This is a genomic window from Pseudoduganella namucuonensis, from assembly GCF_900116645.1.
In the GTDB taxonomy this organism is placed as follows: Bacteria; Pseudomonadota; Gammaproteobacteria; order Burkholderiales; family Burkholderiaceae_D; genus Rugamonas; species Rugamonas namucuonensis.
This window is the reverse complement of record NZ_FPBO01000022.1, coordinates 40804-58699: the sequence shown is the minus strand read 5'-3', so window position 1 is coordinate 58699 and position 17896 is coordinate 40804. Positions and strand designations below refer to the sequence as shown.

Genomic DNA, 17896 nt, shown 5'->3' with positions numbered 1-17896 from the left:
TCAGCCTTGCTTGCGGGCCTTCGAAGCGCGCTCGAAGGCTTCGATGATCGGTTGCAAACGGGCGCGCTTGAGCTTGAGCGCGGCCTGGTTGACCACCAGGCGCGAGGAGATGTCCATGATCTCCTCCACTTCCACCAGGTTGTTGGCGCGCAGCGTGCTGCCGGTGGAGACCAGGTCGACGATGGCGTCCGACAGGCCGACCAGCGGCGCCAGCTCCATCGAGCCATACAGCTTGATCAGGTCCACGTGCACGCCCTTGGCGGCGAAGTGCTCGCGCGCGGTCTGGGTGAACTTGGTGGCCACGCGCAGGCGCGCGCCCTGGCGCACCGCCGCCTCGTAGTCGAAGCCGGATTTGACGGCGACCGACATGCGGCACTGCGCGATCTGCAGGTCCACCGGCTGGTACAGGCCCTCGCCGCCATGCTCGATCAGCACGTCCTTGCCGGCCACGCCGAAGTCCGCCGCGCCGTGCTGCACATAGGTCGGCACGTCGGTGGCGCGCACGATCAGCACGCGCACATTGGGGTCGTTGGTGGCCAGGATCAGCTTGCGCGAGGTTTCCGGGTTCTCGGTGACGGTGATGCCGGCCGCTTCCAGCAGCGGCAGGGTGTCTTCGAAAATGCGGCCCTTCGACAGCGCGAGGATCAGCTGGTTGTTGGCGTCGCTGTTAAATCCACTCATATAGGTCTCGTTCTTTACTAGATTCGGCTTACTTGATGCGGCTGATGTTGGCGCCGATCGCCTGCAGCTTCACTTCCATGCGGTCGTAGCCGCGGTCGAGGTGGTAGATGCGGTCGATCAGCGTTTCGCCCTTGGCGGCCAGACCCGCGATCACCAGCGAAGCCGAGGCGCGCAGGTCGGTCGCCATCACGGGCGCGCCCACCAGCTGGTCCACGCCCTTGATAAAGGCGGTGTTGCCGTCGGTTTCAATCGCGGCGCCCAGGCGGTTCATCTCCTGGACGTGCATGAAGCGGTTTTCGAAGATGGTTTCGGTCACGCGGCTGGCGCCGTTGGCGATGGTGTTCACCGCCATGAACTGGGCCTGCATATCGGTCGGGAAGCCGGGGTATTCGGTGGTGCGGAAGGTGACGGGCCGCGGCCGGCCGTCCATCTCGGCGCGGATCCAGTCCGGGCCGACGGTCATGCGCAGGCCGATCTCGCGCAGCTTGTCGAGCGCCGCGTCGAGGATGTCGGTGCGGGTGTTGCGGATGGTGATATCGCCGCCGGTGGCCGCCACGGCGCACAGGAAGGTGGCCGCCTCGATGCGGTCGGAGATCACCGCGTGCGAGGCGCCGTGCAGCTCGGGCACGCCCTGGATCACCAGGCGGTCGGTGCCGATGCCCTCGATCTTGGCGCCCATGGCCACCAGCAGGTGCGCCAGGTCGGTCACTTCCGGCTCGCGCGCGGCGTTTTCCAGGATGGTCTCGCCCTCGGCCAGCGTCGCCGCCATCAAGAGGTTCTCGGTGCCGGTCACGGTGATCATGTCGGTGACGATGCGGGCGCCCTTGAGCTTTTTGCACTTGGCGTAGATGTAGCCGGCGTCGATGGTGATCTCGGCGCCCAGCGCCTGCAGGCCCTTGATGTGCTGGTCCACCGGACGCGAACCGATGGCGCAGCCGCCCGGCAGCGACACCTTGGCCTCGCCGAAGCGCGCCAGCAATGGACCCAGCACCAGGATCGAGGCGCGCATGGTCTTGACCATCTCGTACGGCGCCTCCAGCTTCGTGATGTTGGCGCCGTTGAGGGTGACCTTGTCGCCGTCCTGCGCCACTTTCAGGCCGGTCTGGCCCAGCAGGCGCAGCATGGTGGTGACGTCGTGCAGGTGCGGCACGTTGTCCAGCACCACGTCGCCCGAGGTCAGCAGGCCGGCGCACAGGATGGGCAGCGCCGCGTTCTTGGCGCCGGAGATGGTCACGTCGCCGACCAGGCGCTTGCCGCCCTGGATGAGGAGTTTGTCCATGGTTCTTGGGTCCTTGTTGAGCGTTAGCCTTGGTATTCTTCCGGGGTCAGCGTCTTCATCGACAGCGCGTGGATCTCCTCGCGCATGCGGTCGCCCAGCGCCGCGTACACCAGCTGGTGGCGCTGGATCGGGCGCTTGCCGGCGAAGGCCGGCGAGACGATGACGGCCTGGAAGTGCTGGCCGTCGCCCTCCACTTCCAGGTGGGTGCATTCGAGGCCGGCGGAGATGTAGCCGTGGATCGCTTCAGGGGTGGTGGTCATGGTGGTTTCCTCTTGGTGTCGCCTTAGTGGCGTAAGCGATAGCCGCTGCTTAATAATCGAATGGCCAGCACCGACAGCACGGCCAGGAAGGCGCCGACGATGCCGAGGCTGATGTAGGGGTTGACGTCGGACTGGCCGAAGAAGCCGTAGCGGAAGCCGTCGATCATGTAGAAGAACGGGTTCAGGTGCGATACGGTCAGCCAGAACGGCGGCAGCGAATGGATGGAGTAGAACACGCCGGACAGGAAGGTCAGCGGCATGATCAGGAAGTTCTGGAACGCGGCCAGCTGGTCGAACTTCTCGGCCCAGATGCCGGCGATCAGGCCCATGGTGCCCAGGATGGCGGCGCCCAGCAGGGCGAACACCAGGATCCACAGCGGCGCCTCGAACGACATGTGGGCGAACCAGGCGGTGACGACGAACACGCCCAGGCCGACGGCGAGGCCGCGCACCATGGCCGCGATCACGTACGCCGAATACAGCTCCCAGTGCGACAGGGGCGTGAGCAGCACGAACACCAGGTTGCCGGTGATCTTGGACTGGATCAGCGACGACGAGGAGTTGGCGAAGGAGTTCTGCAGCACGCTCATCATCACCAGGCCGGGAATCAGGAAGGCGGTGTAGGTGACGCCCGGATAGACCTGCACGCGGCCCTCGAGCACGTGGCCGAAGATCAGCAGGTAGAGCATGGCGGTCAGGATGGGCGCGGCGATGGTCTGGGTCGCGACCTTATAAAAGCGCAAGGTTTCCTTGTAGACCAGGGTGCGGAAGCCGGTGGACATCATACGGTCTCGCCTTCCATGATCTGCAGGAAGATGTCTTCCAGGTCGGCCTGCTGCAACTGCATCTCGTCGATGACGGCGCCGCTCTCGCGGATGCGCGCCAGGATCCTTTCCACTTCCGTGTATTCGTTGATGCGCAGGCTGTACTTGCCGCGCGCCGCGTCCTCCGGGTGCGTGACCAGGTGGCGCAGGTCGTCCGGCAGCGCGCCCTGCTTCAGGTGCAGCACCAGGCTGGAACCGGAAATGCGGCGGATCAGCTGCGACATGGTGTCCAGCGCCACCACCTTGCCCGTCTTGAGCATGGCGACGCGCTTGCACATGGCCTGCGCCTCCTCCAGGTAGTGGGTGGTCAGCACCACGGTGTGGCCTTCGCGGTTCAGGCGCGAGATGAACTTCCACAGCGTCTGGCGCAGTTCCACGTCGACGCCGGCGGTCGGCTCGTCGAGCACGATGACGGGCGGCTTGTGCACCAGCGCCTGCGCCACCAGCACGCGGCGCTTCATGCCGCCGGACAGCGCGCGCATATTGGTGTCGGCCTTGTTGGTCAGGTCGAGGTTGCCCATCACCTCGTCGATCCACTTGTCGTTGTTCGGCAGGCCGAAGTAGCCGGACTGCAGGCGCAAGGTCTCGCGCACGGTGAAGAAGGGGTCGAACACCAGTTCCTGCGGCACCACGCCGAGCTTCCTGCGCGCCTCGCGGAAATCGCCCGTGACGTCGTGGCCGTGGATGGTGACCTTGCCGGCGTCCGGCTTGATGAGGCCGGCGATGATGGAGATGAGCGTGGTCTTGCCGGCGCCGTTGGGACCGAGCAGGCCGAAGAACTCCCCCTCTTCGATGGCGAGGGAGACGCCGCCCAGTGCCTGGAGCGACTTGTAGCGCTTCTCGACATTGCTGATTTGGATTGCTGTCATGCTTGGCTAAGTATGTGTAAGGCGTGGACCGTCGGGGAGGGCCGCGAGGCCGGAGGTGCGTGCGCCGTGGCACTACGGCAACGGCAACGGTCAATTATATTGGATTTTGGTTCGGCTTACGCCGGACCGGACATTCACTGCGACTGCGGGAGCGGGGCGGGGATCAATGATGGTGGTGGTGTGGCGGTTCGGCGGCCGCGGGCGGCGCCGGCGGGACGCCGGGCGCGACGGCCGGCCCGGCGCAATCGGCCAGCGACGGCGACACCAGCGCGCACACGCCGTACAGCTTGGTCAGGCTTTTCAGCATGGGCGGCAGGTTGCGCAGCTCCAGCTGGACGCCGGCCTCGTGGGCGGCGCGTTGCCACGCCAGCAACACGGAGACGGCCGCCGAATCCACCGCCTGGATGTTGCGCAGGTCGAACATGGCCTGGCCGGCGCGGATGGCGGCCACGCCCTGCTCCAGCGCGGCCGTGGCGTTGGCCACGGTCAGCGAGGTCAGGGACTGCATGTTGGCGGTGGAATCGGACATGGGGCGATTGTAGCGTGAAAAGCGCTTATTTGGCGGCGGCCTTGATCGGCTTGTTCGCCAGCTTCTTGTTCTTCTCGGACAGGGTCTTGATCAGGCCGTCGATGCCGCCCTTGCCGATCTCGGACGAGAAGGTGCCCTTGTAGGTCTCGACCAGCCACGCGCCCAGCACGTTGATGTCGTAGATCTTCCAGCCGGTGGGCGACTTGGCCACGCGGTAGTTCAGCGGAATCGGCTCGCCGCGGGCCACGTTGACCTGCGAGCGCACTTCCACCTCGGCGTCGGCCGCGTCGGCGCGCAGCGGCTTGAACTCGATGGTTTCGTTCTTCACCTGGGACAGCGCGCCCGAGTAGGTGTAGATCAGCAGGGTGCGGAACTCGGTGGACAGCTGCTTCTGCTGTTCCGGGCTGGCCTCGCGCCAGTAGCGGCCGGCGGCCAGCGAGGTCATGCGCTGGAAGTCGACGTAGGGCAGGATCTTGGTTTCCACCAGGTCCATGATGCGCTTCTGGTTGCCCGACTGGATTTCCTTGTCGGCCTTGGCCACGTCCAGCACCTCGGTGCTGATGCGCTTGACCAGCGCGTCCGGCGCCTCGTTGGCGGGCACGGCGGCGAACGACGCGGAGGCGAACGCCAGGGCGGCGTAGGCGAAGAGTTGTTTAATCAATTTCATCTGTGTCTACCTTTGTTTGGTTTGCTTCGGATCACAGGCTGGCGTTCTTGTCCGCAGCCGGTGCCGTCATTATAGCGGGGGAAGCGGCGGGGGAAGCGGCGGGAGCCGGCTCGGCGCCCTTGTCCGCCGCCGCGGTCGGCGGCAGGTCGTCGTCGGCGTAGGCCTTCTTGGCCTTGCCGCGCGGACCGTCCTCGCCGTCGTAGACCTTGCTCTGGCGGCGCTGCAGGAAGCCGTCGCGCACGAACTCGTAACGGTCCAGCGCGGCCTCCTCCATCAGGTTGGACGCGTCCAGCAGCACCGCGCGCTGGTCGACGCCGCGCACCGCCACGCCCCAGTTGCGGGCCGCGTCCGGCGTCACCTTGCGCCACGGGTCGGCCGCGATGTCCAGCGGCAGGCCGGCCGTGTCGCGCACGGTGGACGGTCCCAGCAGCGGCAGCATCAGGTAGGGGCCGGAATCGACGCCCCAGTGGCCCAGGGTCTGGCCGAAGTCCTCGTTGTGCTTCTGCAGGCCCGCCTCGGACGCGATGTCCAGCACGCCCAGCAGGCCGAAGGTGGAGTTCAGCGCCACGCGCATCACGTCCGTCATGCCCTGCTCGCCCTTGCCCTGCATAAAGTTGTTGGCGGCGGTCCAGACGTCGGACATGTTGCCGAAGAAGTTGTTCACGCCGGTCTGCACGAAGCCCGGCAGCACCGTCTTGTAGGCGGTGGCGGCCGGCTTCAGGGCCACCTGGTCCACCTTGTCGTTGAATTTGAACATGGCCCGGTTGAAACCCTCGTAGGGGTCGCGCGGGTTGGGACCGGCGCAGCCGGTCAGTACGGCGGCGGCGGTCGCTGCCAGCGCCAGAGAGCGAAGTGGGGTCGTTGCACGCATCAGTTGCTATCCTTTCCTTCGGCTGCCTTGCTGTAGATAAATTGATTGATCAGGTCTTCCAGCACGGCAGCCGACTGCGTGCGGGCGATTTTGTCGCCGGCGACCAGGTTGTTGGTGTCGCCGCCGGCCTCGATGCCGATGTATTGCTCGCCGAGCAGGCCGGCCGTCAGGATCTTGGCCGAGCTGTCTTTCGGGAACTTGTAGCCGGATTCCATATGCATGGTCACCAGCGCCTTGTAGGTCTTGTCGTCGAAACGGATGTCGGCCACGCGGCCGACCACCACGCCGGACGCCTTCACCGCCGCCTGCGTGCGCAGGCTGCCAATGTTGTCGAACTTGGCGGTGATTTCATAGGTCTGGGCGAACGACAGCGAATTGGCGTTGCCCGCTTTCAGGGCCAGGAACAGCAGGGCGACGACGCCCAGCACGACAAACAGACCGACCCAGACATCCAGAGATTTACGTTGCATGACACTATATCCTATCTTGTTTTTATTTCCACGGCGCGCGCCGCGCTCGATCCATACTGTCGGGCAATTACTTGCTGAACATCAACGCCGTCAGCATGAAGTCCAGCCACCAGATCATCAGCGACGAGATCACCACCGTGCGGGTGGTGGCGCCGGCCACGTCCTCGGGCGTGGGGCGCGCCTCGTAGCCCTGGTACAGCGCGATGAACGTGATGGCGACGCCGAACACGATGCTCTTGATGAAACCGTTGAACACGTCGTTCCACAGGTCGACGCCGCCCTGCATCTGCGACCAGAACGCGCCCTCGTCGACGCCGATCAGGCGCACGCCGACCAGGTAGCCGCCGAAAATGCCGACCGCGCTGAAGATCGACGCCAGGCAGGGCACGGCGATCACGCCGGCCCAGAAACGGGGCGCCAGCACGCGCTGCACCGGGTTGACCGCCATCATTTCCATCGCCGACAGCTGCTCGCCGGCCTTCATCAGGCCGATCTCCGCCGTCAGCGAGGTGCCGGCGCGGCCGGCGAACAGCAGCGCCGTGATCACCGGACCCAGCTCGCGCGTCAGCCCCAGCGCCACCAGCAGGCCCAGCGATTCGGACGCGCCGTATTTATTCAGCGTGTAATAGCCCTGCAGGCCCAGCACCATGCCGACGAACAGGCCGGACAGGGTGATGATCAGCAGCGAATGGTTGCCGATGAAATGCAACTGCTCGACCACCAGGCGCGGACGGCGCAGCAGGCCGGGCGACACGCCCAGCATGTAAAAAAAGGAGCGCGTGCTGTAGCCCACGCCCTCCACGTGGTCGCGCACCCAGGCGCCCATGCGGCTCAGCAGGTTCGGGAGGAGGGTCGTCACGCGCGCTCCCCCAAGCCCAGGTCGGCCGCCAGGCTCTTGCCCGGATAATGGAAGGGCACGGGGCCGTCGGCCTCGGCGTGCACGAACTGCTTCACGTACGGGTCGGTGGAGACCGTCATGTCGGCCGGCGTGCCGTGCGCGACGACCTTGCCCTGCGACAGGAAATACACGTAATCGGCTATCAGGAACGATTCCTTCACATCGTGCGACACCAGCACGGTGGTCGAACCGAGCGCGTCGTTCAGGTTGCGGATCAGGTTGGCGGTGACGCCCATCGAGATCGGGTCCAGGCCCGCGAAGGGCTCGTCGTACATGATCAGTTGCGGGTCCAGCGCGATCGAACGGGCCAGCGCCACGCGGCGCGCCATGCCACCCGATATCTCGCCCGGCTTCAGCTTGGCCGCGTTGCGCAGGCCGACCGCGTGCAGCTTCATCAGCACCAGGTCGCGGATCAGCTCCTCCGGCAGGTCGGTGTGCTCGCGCAGCGGGAAGGCCACGTTCTCGTACACGGTGAGGTCGGTGAATAGCGCGCCGTGCTGAAAAAGCATACCCATTTTGCGGCGCAGCAGATACAGCGCGTCGGTTTTCAGCTTGTGGACGACTTGGCCGTCGACGGAAACCATGCCTTTTTGCGGGCGGATCTGGCCGCCGATCAGGCGCAGCACCGTGGTCTTGCCGCTGCCCGAACCGCCCATCACCGCGATCACTTTCCCGCGTGGGAAATCCATATGGAGTCCGGACAAAATGGACCGTTTTCCATAGGAGAAGTGTAAATCACGGATTTCGACGAGGTTCGGCACGACTTAGCTCACTTTGTAGAATCCAGTATTGTAGTGCAGAAATGACACAGTCTGCTGAGAGGCCCCTCCCTGGGGGCGGAGAAGAGGCAAATAATACAACAGTAATAACTGCAAAGTCAGTAATTTACAATTGGAAAGAAGTGTTAATTTGCTGCGGTGCGGGAGTCACTATTGTGGCGGCGCTTGCCACGGACAGGTAAACAACCTACCTTGGCCATTCGACAAATTTATCTATTAGCGGGGAGGCGCGCATGGAGATTCAAATGTTAAGAAAGTGGGGCAACAGTCCTGCCGTACGCTTGTCAGCCGCCATGATGGAGGCGGCCGACCTGACGCTGAACCAGCCCGTCACCGTGCGCACGGAGCGGGGCCGGGTCATCATCGAGCCGGTTTTCCCCGTATATGCGCTGGACGAGCTTCTGGCGGGGATCACTCCGCAAAACCTGCACGCCGAGCAGGACACCGGCCCCGGCCCGAGGCAAGGAACAGCTTGACCCCGGCGACCTGCCCTATGTTCGCGACGAGGGGCATAGTCTGGCTGAGCTTAACGCTCCAGAGCGGTCATGAGCAGGCCGGCCCCCAGCCACCGTGGTCTTGTCCTCCACTGTAAAGCCCCCTGTCCGTCCAGCGTCAGAAGCCGGTGATGTCGCCGTCCGTGAAACTGATCCGCGTCGCACTGACACCGACCAGATGGATCAAAGCATCGCCGACCTGCACGCCCGCCATCGCGTTGCCAACCACATACAGCCAAGCATCGCCGCCATCGTTAAAGATGACAGAGGTGCCTACTTCGTCCTCACCCACCGCCGACACTACGGCCGCCAACTTCAGGGACAAGGTGGCGTCGGCCGCGTCGAAGCTGGCGACGCCCAGCTCGGAGATCCATGCCGTGCCCGACGCGAGGTCCTCGGTATGGGCGACGGTAGCCAGGACCTTGCCGCCGAAATACAGCTTATTGCTGGCGCCGGCGTTCCAGTTGGTGACGGTGTCGGCGCCGGTGATCAGTTCCGCAACGCTGCCCGCGCCGAACTCGTCTCCCCACGCCGTGTAGGCGTAGGTGTTGGCGCCGGAGCCACCGGTGAAGGTATCCGCGCCGCCATTGCCCTGGAAGTACACGCTGCCGGTGGAGGTGGAGGTGAACCGGTCGTTGCCGTTGCCGCCTTCGAAGTGGAGCGCGCCGCTGCCGGATGCGATCAGGTTGCCGTCCTGGAAGGCGGCGGACACCTGGGTCGCGTGGTCGAGATGGGTAACCGTCAGGGTCTGGTTGGCCAGGATCGAGGCCGTGACGGAAGAGGCGGCCACATTGACGGCGTCGACGGTGGCGCCGTCCATGCGCGCGTCGAGCACGAGGTAGTCGGCCTCCAGATTTGGTGCCCAGACCGTGGTACTGGTGAGGATCTCGGTATGCGCGGCAGCGACCACGAGCGGGTTGACCCCGTCGATTTTCCCGGATTGAACGTTCAGGCCGGAGGCGACGACGTCATCAAGCTTGATCAGGCCATCGCCCGCTTGTATCCCGGCAGCGGCGTTGCCCACCACATACACGTAGGCGTCACCCTCGTGGTTGAACACCACCGAAGTCCCTTCCGGATCGGCGCCTGCCGCCGCAACCACGGCCGTCAGCTTCGATGCGGCCGTGTTATCGGCCGCATCGAAGGCCGCCAAGCCAAGACTCGAAATCGATGCGCGGCCAGCGACCGGGGCGGCGCTATGCGCCGTCGTGGACAGCGTCGTTGACATGAACTCGATCGAGCTATTCGCCGCGCCCCAATTGGTAATGGTGTCGGCCGCCGCCAGCAGGCCGTCTGTGGTGGTAGCGACGAAATCAGCTCCATTGCTGGCGAACAAGTAGGAGTTGACGCCCGTGCCGCCCGTCAGAACGTCCGCGCCCCCACCTCCGGCGAAGACTACAGCGCCGGTGGAGGTCGACGTAAGGCGGTCATCGCCCGCCCCGGTTGCGTAGTTGAACAGATTGGGGCTGGTAATGACAAAATCGGCCTCCGAGGAACTGGAGACGAGCAGATCCCTAAGATGATTGACATTCGATACCGTAACCGTCCCCTTGGCCTGCGCCGCAAAGAACAAGGTGCCACTGACTACGTTGGCCAGGTCGACGGTGGCATCCCCGTCCCCGGCGGTTCCGGTCACGATGACAAGGTCCGCATTGGTGGTCGGGGCGAACGTCACTCCAGCCTTCATCTCCAAGAGTGCGTTGGTGTCCAGGAAACCATTCGCCACACCATCCGTGGTGCTGGCATTGCCGGCACTGTCCCGTATGAATCCGGCGTGCACGTCGAGCTTGTCGCTCGACAGACCCGAAGCGCCGTACGCTGGCGTACTCAATAGTGCCGCGTGCTTGGACGGCGTCAGCACGATTTCCAGGCTATTGCCCACAACGCGCGCGCCTTCGATATCGCTCAGCGAAAACACGACGTTGACAGTCGCTTCGTCGTCGCCATCGATATCCCAGACCAGCTTCGACCAGTCCAAGTTGGCCTTGACGTCTTTACTCACGTCTTCCGTCGGTGCCAGGATGGTCGAGAAATCGCCCCCACTCAGATGCATGGTGCGCGATTCCTCGGAGTAGCGGAGGCTGGTGATCGTCGCGGTGGGGGCAGCGGTATCCGCCAGTGTGATACCAGCGATATCGCCTCCGCCTATCACCAGCCCATCCGCGGTGACGCCATTGACTCTAATCAGTGCGTCGCCAGCCTGGACACCAACCGCGGTGTCGCCCGCAACGTACACATATGCGTCGCCTCCATGATTGAACACCACCGACGTGCCGGCCAAGTCCGTTCCCACTGCCGCGACCACGGCCGCCAGTTTCAACGCGGCCGTATTGTCGGCCGCGTCAAACGTGGCCAGGCCCTTGGTGGAAATGGCGGCACGGCCGGAGACCGCCGCCGCAGTGTGCGCCACCGTGATCAGCTCCGTGGCGCCGAAATTGATCAGGTTGAACTCGGCCGCGGTCCAGTTGGTAATGATGTCCGCCGACGCCAACAGGCTTTCCACACTGCTCGCCTTGAAGTCGCCGCCGTTGGGCGCGAACTGGTAAAAGTTCCTGCCGGTGCCGCCCGTCAGCATGTCGGCGCCGCCGCCTGCCGAGAACCACACCCCGCCCGTGGAGCTCGATGTGAGGGTATCATTGCCATCGCCGGTGCGGATGGACTCCAGGCTCGAGCCACTGATCACCAGATTGCCCTGCGACGGGTTAAGCGAGCTGGTGTACAGATATTTGACGTGATCGATATTGTTGAGCGTAACGGTATTGCCTGCGGCAAGCGCTCGGATTTCAATGTAAGTGCTCGTCACGTTGGTGAAATCGACGACGGCACCATTCGGGCTTTTTTGGTAGGCGGACATGACCAGCTGATCGGCATTGGTCACCGGCGCCCGTGCGCTACCATCGCTCAGTTCCATGTAGTAGCCAGTGGTGAGCGGGCCATTGGGCATGGCATCGGTGGCGCTGGCGATGCCATCGCTGTTCCGGGTGAAACCCTGGGCAATGTCGAAGGAATCCACGGCTGAATTGCCCTGCCCGTAACCCGGCGTCGCCAATACAGCGGCGTGCTTGGCCGGCTTCAGCGCAACCACCAGCGTATTCGCGTATACCTTGGCATAGTCGATGTCGTTCAGCGTAAACCCGATATTGGCGGTCGCACCGTCATCGTCGTTGATATCCCAGCTTAGTTTGGACCAATCCAGCTGCTCCTTGATATCGGTGTTGTCCCCGCCGCCGGAACCAAGGAGGGAGGAGAAGCCGCTGCCGCTTATCGCCAGCATCATCACATCTTCGCGGTATTCGACGCTGGCAATGGTCGTGGTGGGCGACGTCAGGATGCCGGTGATGTCGCCCCCTTCCATCCTCAAACCCGCCGCCGCTACGCCATTCAGCCTGATCAGTCCATCCTTTTCCTGGATGCCCAGGGCAGAGCTGCCGACCATGAACACGTAGGCGTCGGTGCCGTGGTTGAACACCGCCGTTGTACCTACGCCCTGGGTGCCGATGGCCGCTTCGAGCGCTGCCAACTTCAGCGCCACAGTATTGTCGGCGGCCGCGAATGTGGCGAGACCTTGCTGGGATACCGACGCGCGTCCCTGGACAGCGGCCGCGCTGGTGGCCACGATCATCAAGGCCTCCAGCACATCGATCCGATTCCCGGCCGCCGCGTTCCAATTGGTGATGGTGTCGGCGGACGCTATGAGTTCCGCAGCACTGCCGACACGGCTGTCGCTGGCGAGCCAGGTCGCGTAAGTGTTCACGCCTCGTCCTCCAGTCATCACATCCGCACCGGCGCCGCCCACGAAGTGCACGTTGCCGTTACTGGTGGAGGTCAGTTGGTCATCACCATCGCCGCCATACAGGGATTTCGCGCTGGCGCTCGAAACGATCAGGTTTCCTTTCATGGTTGCGGTGGACAGCGACGTCACGTGTTCGGCGTTGATCACCGTTACCGTCCTGCCTGCCGCCACATCGGAGATGGAAAGCGAGCCGCTTTTTATAGCGGCGGCATCGACTGTAAAGTTGGCCGCCGTTATTTTTGCAGCGGACAAGGTCGTGTAATCGGCGTTGATGACCGGTGCCAGGGCTCCCTCGCTCAGTTCGACGACGCGATTGATACTGAGCGGGGCATTCTCCCGCCCATCCGTCGTGGCCGCGTTCCCGGCGCTATCCCGGATGAAACCGGGGGCGACATCGATTGTGTCCGACATGGAATTGAGCACGCCATAGCCTGGCGTGGCCAACAGCGCCGCGTGCTTGGCGGCGGTAAGCACCACCTCCAAGGTGTTGGAAACGCCCAGGCGTGCACTCTGGATGTCTTCCAGGGCGAATTGGACGTCCGCGCTGGCGCCGCCGTCGCCGTTGATATCCCAGCGCAGTTTGCTCCAGTCGAGAAATGCCTTGAGGTCCTGTTTGACGTATTCGCTCCGGCTCCTGATGGTGTCGAAGTCGGCGCCCGAGAACATCAATGTCCTGGTGTCCTGGTTATATGCCGCGGAGTTGATAGTCGCAGCCGGGGCCGTGTGATCCGGCGCGACGAAATACGCCGACACATCCAGCGCACCGACAGCGCCCACGCCTTGGGCCGCCGCCAGTTTGACAAACAAGTCGCGCGCCTGGTCCAAGCCCGCCTGCCCGGGGCGGTGCACATACAAGTAGGCCCCGCCATAGTCGCCGCCGGTGACGCCTATCAACCCCGCCTGCTGCGCGCCCAACGATTGGAAACTGGCCGAGTTGAGGACCAGTTCTGCCAGTTTCTGGCTTGACGTTACAAGCGCGCCATCGACATCGGCGAAACGCGTCAGCGAAGTTGGCACCACCGCGACGCCGCCCTCGGTGCTCAACAGCCGGATCTGGTCTGTGCCGACTTCGAAATTGCGAACCGTGTCGTACGCTTCCAATGTGGAATCGGAAGCGGCACTATCCGCTTGCCCAAACACATACTGCAGCGTGTGTGCTCCGTAACCGAGTTCAATGGTGTCGGCATCCAGTCCGCCGCTGATTGAACTGCCGCCGGACGAAAGGACAATCAGTTCCTGGCTGCCTTCCGAGCCTTTGATGGCCACATTGCCAAACCCAGCGATCGACTTGTGGTCCGCTTGCGCGGCGGTCAGCGTCAGCTTGCCGAACATCGGCAGATATCCCGTCACGGTGGAGAGATGGGGGTTGGTGCTGAGGTCGGCCTCGGAGTCGCCATCTACAACAACCACGACACTGTGCGCGGTGACGCGGGTCAGGTCCGTGTCGGCAGCGACATACGACACGTGCACAGTACCATCGCCTGTCACCGTCGCGCCAGAAAGCGCCGCGCCGGTTCCCGATAGCAATACCTCGGCGTCGATGGCAAGACTAGCATTGCCTGCCGCCGCATCCTTGACCCGAACGATACCGTCGCCATGTATTGCCAGAGCAAGCTTGCCCAGGCTGCCGGTCAATTCGACAACGCCGTCGGCCAGCGTCATCTGCGCGGTGACCACGTCCGCAGTGATGCCGTCGAGGTTGGCATTTGGCGTCGCCTGCAAATTCGCCACCACCACCGTGCCAGCGCCAGTGATCACCTTCCCGGATAGATGTGCCGCGCTCGCGCTCAGTACCTGGCCGGCGCCGACGGCAATACTGGCGACCGTGTCCAGATCCGGTTTTGCGCTGGCGGTCAAGCCACCGCGCGTGATGGTGGCGACATTCGCCGCGTCCAGCACCATTTCAATGGTGCCGGTGACGGTGCCGCCGATGGTCAGCACGTGCGTCGAGCTGTCGACGCTGGCAGTCAGCGTCTTGGGCGCCTCGGTGGGCGCCACCGTTGGGAGTTCCGTGGGAGCCTGGGTCGGCGCTTCCGTTGGCGCTACCGTCGGAGCGGCGGTGGGCGGCTGCGTGGGCGCCTCCGTCGGCGCCACAGTGGGCGGCTCGGTTGGCGCGGATGTCGGGGCCGCTGTAGGCGCTGCGGTCGGAGGCTGCGTTGGAGCTTGGGTTGGTGCCTGCGTTGGCGCAGCGGTCGGGGCGGTGGTAGGGGCGGCGGTCGGTGGCGCCGTCGGCGCTTCTGTCGGAGCCTGGGTGGGCACCTCGGTCGGGGCCGCGGTCGGCGGCTGGGTGGGCGCTTGCGTCGGAATCGCATTGCCCACCTGGCCGGCGGCCTCGACTATCGCCTGGTCCAGCGCCGCGCCCGTGGTCCCGCCCACGCTGGCGCTCACGTCGCCGCTCTTGGCGCCGCTTTCCATGTCCTTCTCGATGTCCTCGGCCGCCACCTGCACCTTGGCGATCTCCACCAACAGCGAGCTTGCGTCCGCGCCCGGCTTGCTGCTGGCCGTGTTGATCGCCTGGTTCAGGTTGGCGATGGCCTGGCCCGCGTCGGCGGCCAGCTTGTCGACCACCGCCAGTTGGCCGGCGTCGGCGCCGGCCGTCTGCGCGGCGTCCTTGACGAGCTGCTTGGCGGTGTCGCTGGAGCCCAGGTCCACCGTGTCTTGCGCGTTGACGATCAGGTCGGCCAGCGCGTCGCTGGCCGCGTTGGCGCCGCCGTCGCTGCCGCCGGCCACGCCGGCCCCGCTCAGCACCGCGCCCACCTGGCCCATCACCGTGTTCACCTGCGCCGCCACCGACTGCACCTTCAGCGCCAGCGCCTTGTCTTCAGCGCTGGCGTCCTTTCCGAGCGCCGCCGCGATCGGGTCGTAGCTGCCCAGGTCGACCGATTCAGAAATGCCCAGCTTGCTTTTCACCAGCGCCTCGGCGTCCGCCGCGCTGATGTTGCCGCCGCTGGCGACCGATTGCACCAGCGTGGTCAGCGGGCTGATCATGGTCGAGCCGGCCGGCGCCTTGAAGCTGCCGTTGACGGCACTGCCGGTGGAAATGTCGGTGCCGCCCAGCGAAATCAGGGTGCCGCTGCCGCCGGACAGCGAGAAATTGCCCAGATCGTCGGTCGTGGTGGTGGCTTCGCCCTCGTCCCACTCGCCATTGTTGTTGGCGTCCGCGAACACGGTCGCGCCCTTGATGTAGCCATCGGCCAGGATGCCCTTGACCACGCCGTTGCCGGCCTCGACCGCCTCGGCCACCACCTTGCCCAGCACCAGTTCGGCTCGCGCCAGCGAGACCACGTCCGTCACGCCCTTGAGCCAGGCGCCGGCCACCGCCACCGAGGCGGCGTTGCCGTAGGCGGCCGCCTCGGCCGGCGTGTCGAGCGCCGCCGTGAACACCGACGCCGCCGACACCTTGTGGTAGGCCGTCAACTCGTCGACGCCGCGCGCGCCCTGCATGATGGCCGTCACCGCCTCGTGCGGGCTGACGCCGCCCGAATCGATCACGCCGCTCCAATACTCGACCCCGGCCGGCTCCGCCGCGCGGCCGAACAGGTTCAGGTAGGCCGCCTTCACCAGCTCGGCGCTGGGCTTGCCGCCGTACAAGGCCTTGAACTCGGCCGACGCGGCGAACGACGCCGCCACCGTCTCGATGCCCACGCCTTTTTCAATCACCCCGCTCCAGTACGCCAGGCCGCCGGTGTCGGCGGGACGGTTGAAGTAGGACACATAGAGTTTTTGCAACTGGGCTTGCGTGGCATTCATGCGGGAGATCTCTTCGGCGGACGTGGTTGGGTGAAGGCGCCGTGGACGGCACTCATTTATTTAAAAGCTGACAACAAACCTGGCATTGTAGCAATTTACAATTGGAAACAAAATCACCAATTGTCACAACAATGGATAAAGGGTATGGACTGGCGGAGAGGGAGGCGCGGCCAGAACAGGCGCGCCGGGCGTAAAAAAAACCGGAACCGACAGGGATCGCCCGTCGTGTTCCGGTGGGAGTTTAACTAGTGGATCAGCGTGGCAGGTCGGAGGCACCCATCAGGAACTCGTCGACCGAGCGGGCGCACTGGCGGCCTTCGCGGATGGCCCACACGACCAGCGACTGGCCGCGGCGCATGTCGCCGGCGGTGAAGACCTTGGCGACCGAGGTCTTGTAGCTGTTGTCGCCCTCGGTGGCGGCCTTGGCGTTGCCGCGCGCGTCCTTCTCGACGCTGAAGGCGTCCAGGATCTGTTGCACAGGCGACACGAAGCCCATGGCCAGAAACACCAGGTCGGCCTTCATCTCGAATTCCGAGTTCGGCACTTCTTGCATCTTGCCGTCCTTCCATTCCACGCGGCAGGCGATCAGCTTCTCGACCTTGCCGCCCTTGCCTTCCAGGCGCTTGGTGGCCACCGCCCAGTCGCGCTCGCAGCCTTCCTCGTGCGAGGACGAGGTGCGCAGCTTGGTCGGCCAGTACGGCCACACCAGCGGCTTGTTTTCCTGCTCCGGCGGCATCGGCATCAGTTCGAACTGGGTCACCGAGGCGGCGCCCTGGCGGTTCGAGGTGCCGACGCAGTCGGAACCGGTGTCGCCGCCGCCGATCACGACCACGTGCTTGCCGCCGGCCTTGATCTGGTCCTTGACCTTGTCGCCCGCGTTGACCTTGTTCTGCTGCGGCAGGAAGTCCATGGCGAAGTGCACGCCCTTCAGTTCGCGGCCGGGCACCGGCAGGTCGCGCGGCTGCTCGGCGCCGCCGGCCAGGATGATGGCGTCGAAGTCCTTGGCCAGGTCCTCGGGGAAAATGGTCTCCTTCGCCCAGTTGTTGACCGAGGCCGGGAAGTCCTTGCCGATCAGCACGCTGGTGCGGAAGGTCACGCCCTCGGCCTGCATCTGCTCGACGCGGCGGTCGATGTGCGACTTCTCCATCTTGAAGTCGGGGATGCCGTAGCGCAGCAGGCCGCCGACGCGGTCGCTCTTCTCGAACACCGTCACGTCGTGGCCGGCGCGCGCCAGCTGCTGGGCGGCGGCCAGGCCGGCGGGGCCGGAACCGACCACGGCGACCTTCTTGCCGGTCTTGACGGCGGCCGGCTGCGGCACGACCCAGCCGTGCGCCCAGCCCTCGTCGATGATCTTGTGCTCGATCGACTTGATGCCGACCGGATCGTCGCTGATGCCCAGGGTGCAGGCGGCCTCGCACGGCGCGGGGCAGATGCGACCCGTGAATTCCGGGAAGTTGTTGGTCGAGTGCAGCACGTCCAGCGCTTCGCGGTAGTTGCCGCGGTAAACCAGGTCGTTCCAGTCAGGAATGATGTTGTTGACCGGGCAGCCGTTGTTGCAGAACGGGATGCCGCAATCCATGCAGCGCGCGCCTTGCACCTTGGCCTGCTCGTTGGACAGGTGCAGCACGAATTCCTTGTAGTTCTTCAGACGCGCGTCGGTCGGCAGATAGCTCTCTTCCTGACGCTTGAATTCCATAAAGCCGGTGATTTTACCCACGATATTTCCTATTCT

The 17896-nt window shown here is 64.7% G+C and carries 14 protein-coding genes; 1 reads left to right on the top strand and 13 read right to left on the bottom strand.

Features of this window, described 5'->3' with window-relative positions; all coding sequences use genetic code 11:
• The 11 genes from hisG to BM436_RS21440 all read right to left on the bottom strand — a co-directional run bounded on the left by hisG (position 1) and on the right by BM436_RS21440 (position 8109).
• Complete coding sequence (gene hisG, locus BM436_RS21490) at positions 1-681, bottom strand: ATP phosphoribosyltransferase (protein ID WP_093557586.1); 681 nt, start codon at positions 679-681, stop codon at positions 1-3.
• A gap of 28 nt (positions 682-709) precedes the next feature.
• Entirely contained in the window at positions 710-1960 is a 1251-nt protein-coding gene (murA, locus tag BM436_RS21485; protein WP_093557585.1) for a UDP-N-acetylglucosamine 1-carboxyvinyltransferase, read from the bottom strand.
• Positions 1961-1983: 23 nt separating this feature from the next.
• Positions 1984-2220, bottom strand: coding sequence for a BolA family protein (locus tag BM436_RS21480; protein ID WP_093557584.1), 237 nt, complete (start codon positions 2218-2220; stop codon positions 1984-1986).
• Positions 2221-2243: 23 nt separating this feature from the next.
• Positions 2244-3005, bottom strand: coding sequence for an ABC transporter permease (locus BM436_RS21475; RefSeq protein ID WP_093557583.1), 762 nt, complete (start codon positions 3003-3005; stop codon positions 2244-2246).
• Positions 3002-3913 carry an ABC transporter ATP-binding protein gene (locus BM436_RS21470; protein ID WP_093557582.1) on the bottom strand — a complete coding sequence of 304 codons (912 nt, stop codon included), beginning with the start codon at positions 3911-3913 and terminating at the stop codon, positions 3002-3004. The genes BM436_RS21475 and BM436_RS21470 overlap by 4 nt, the downstream gene beginning before the upstream one ends.
• A gap of 163 nt (positions 3914-4076) precedes the next feature.
• Entirely contained in the window at positions 4077-4442 is a 366-nt protein-coding gene (locus BM436_RS21465; RefSeq protein ID WP_093557581.1) for an STAS domain-containing protein, read from the bottom strand.
• 25 nt (positions 4443-4467) lie between these two features.
• Positions 4468-5109, bottom strand: a complete 642-nt coding sequence (locus BM436_RS21460) for an MlaC/ttg2D family ABC transporter substrate-binding protein (RefSeq protein ID WP_093557580.1) — start codon at positions 5107-5109, stop codon at positions 4468-4470.
• A gap of 31 nt (positions 5110-5140) precedes the next feature.
• A complete protein-coding gene (locus BM436_RS21455) occupies positions 5141-5980 on the bottom strand; it encodes an MlaA family lipoprotein (RefSeq protein WP_093557579.1) in 840 nt (279 codons plus the stop codon).
• The gene (gene mlaD / locus BM436_RS21450) at positions 5980-6450 is read right to left on the bottom strand and encodes an outer membrane lipid asymmetry maintenance protein MlaD (RefSeq protein WP_093557578.1); all 471 of its coding nucleotides are present in this window, start codon (positions 6448-6450) and stop codon (positions 5980-5982) included. Before mlaD ends, BM436_RS21455 begins: the two co-directional genes overlap by 1 nt.
• 67 nt (positions 6451-6517) lie before the next feature.
• Positions 6518-7276 carry a lipid asymmetry maintenance ABC transporter permease subunit MlaE gene (gene mlaE / locus BM436_RS21445; protein WP_093557653.1) on the bottom strand — a complete coding sequence of 253 codons (759 nt, stop codon included), beginning with the start codon at positions 7274-7276 and terminating at the stop codon, positions 6518-6520.
• Positions 7277-7305: 29 nt separating this feature from the next.
• On the bottom strand, positions 7306-8109 hold the full coding sequence (locus BM436_RS21440; protein WP_093557577.1) for an ABC transporter ATP-binding protein: 804 nt from the start codon (positions 8107-8109) through the stop codon (positions 7306-7308).
• 263 nt (positions 8110-8372) lie between these two features.
• On the opposite strand from BM436_RS21440, the gene BM436_RS21435 reads away from it, so the two are divergent.
• On the top strand, positions 8373-8603 hold the full coding sequence (locus BM436_RS21435; RefSeq protein WP_229490575.1) for an AbrB/MazE/SpoVT family DNA-binding domain-containing protein: 231 nt from the start codon (positions 8373-8375) through the stop codon (positions 8601-8603).
• 136 nt (positions 8604-8739) lie between these two features.
• Here the strand turns inward: BM436_RS21435 and BM436_RS21430 are convergent, their stop codons facing one another.
• Together BM436_RS21430 and BM436_RS21425 are read right to left on the bottom strand one after the other, a co-directional pair.
• Positions 8740-16164, bottom strand: a complete 7425-nt coding sequence (locus tag BM436_RS21430; RefSeq protein ID WP_093557575.1) for a DUF4214 domain-containing protein — start codon at positions 16162-16164, stop codon at positions 8740-8742.
• A 253-nt stretch (positions 16165-16417) separates the two neighbouring features.
• A complete protein-coding gene (locus tag BM436_RS21425; RefSeq protein ID WP_093557574.1) occupies positions 16418-17881 on the bottom strand; it encodes a glutamate synthase subunit beta in 1464 nt (487 codons plus the stop codon).
• Positions 17882-17896 lie beyond the last annotated feature (15 nt).

Bases quoted from the DNA above. Each gene is read 5' to 3' on its own strand.
- hisG (WP_093557586.1), bottom strand. From the start codon at position 681: ATGAGTGGATTTAACAGCGACGCCAACAACCAGCTGATCCTCGCGCTG.
- murA (WP_093557585.1), bottom strand. From the start codon at position 1,960: ATGGACAAACTCCTCATCCAGGGCGGCAAGCGCCTGGTCGGCGACGTG.
- BM436_RS21480 (WP_093557584.1), bottom strand. From the start codon at position 2,220: ATGACCACCACCCCTGAAGCGATCCACGGCTACATCTCCGCCGGCCTC.
- BM436_RS21475 (WP_093557583.1), bottom strand. From the start codon at position 3,005: ATGATGTCCACCGGCTTCCGCACCCTGGTCTACAAGGAAACCTTGCGC.
- BM436_RS21470 (WP_093557582.1), bottom strand. From the start codon at position 3,913: ATGACAGCAATCCAAATCAGCAATGTCGAGAAGCGCTACAAGTCGCTC.
- BM436_RS21465 (WP_093557581.1), bottom strand. From the start codon at position 4,442: ATGTCCGATTCCACCGCCAACATGCAGTCCCTGACCTCGCTGACCGTG.
- BM436_RS21460 (WP_093557580.1), bottom strand. From the start codon at position 5,109: ATGAAATTGATTAAACAACTCTTCGCCTACGCCGCCCTGGCGTTCGCC.
- BM436_RS21455 (WP_093557579.1), bottom strand. From the start codon at position 5,980: ATGCGTGCAACGACCCCACTTCGCTCTCTGGCGCTGGCAGCGACCGCC.
- mlaD (WP_093557578.1), bottom strand. From the start codon at position 6,450: ATGCAACGTAAATCTCTGGATGTCTGGGTCGGTCTGTTTGTCGTGCTG.
- mlaE (WP_093557653.1), bottom strand. From the start codon at position 7,276: ATGGGCGCCTGGGTGCGCGACCACGTGGAGGGCGTGGGCTACAGCACG.
- BM436_RS21435 (WP_229490575.1), top strand. From the start codon at position 8,373: ATGTTAAGAAAGTGGGGCAACAGTCCTGCCGTACGCTTGTCAGCCGCC.
- BM436_RS21430 (WP_093557575.1), bottom strand. From the start codon at position 16,164: ATGAATGCCACGCAAGCCCAGTTGCAAAAACTCTATGTGTCCTACTTC.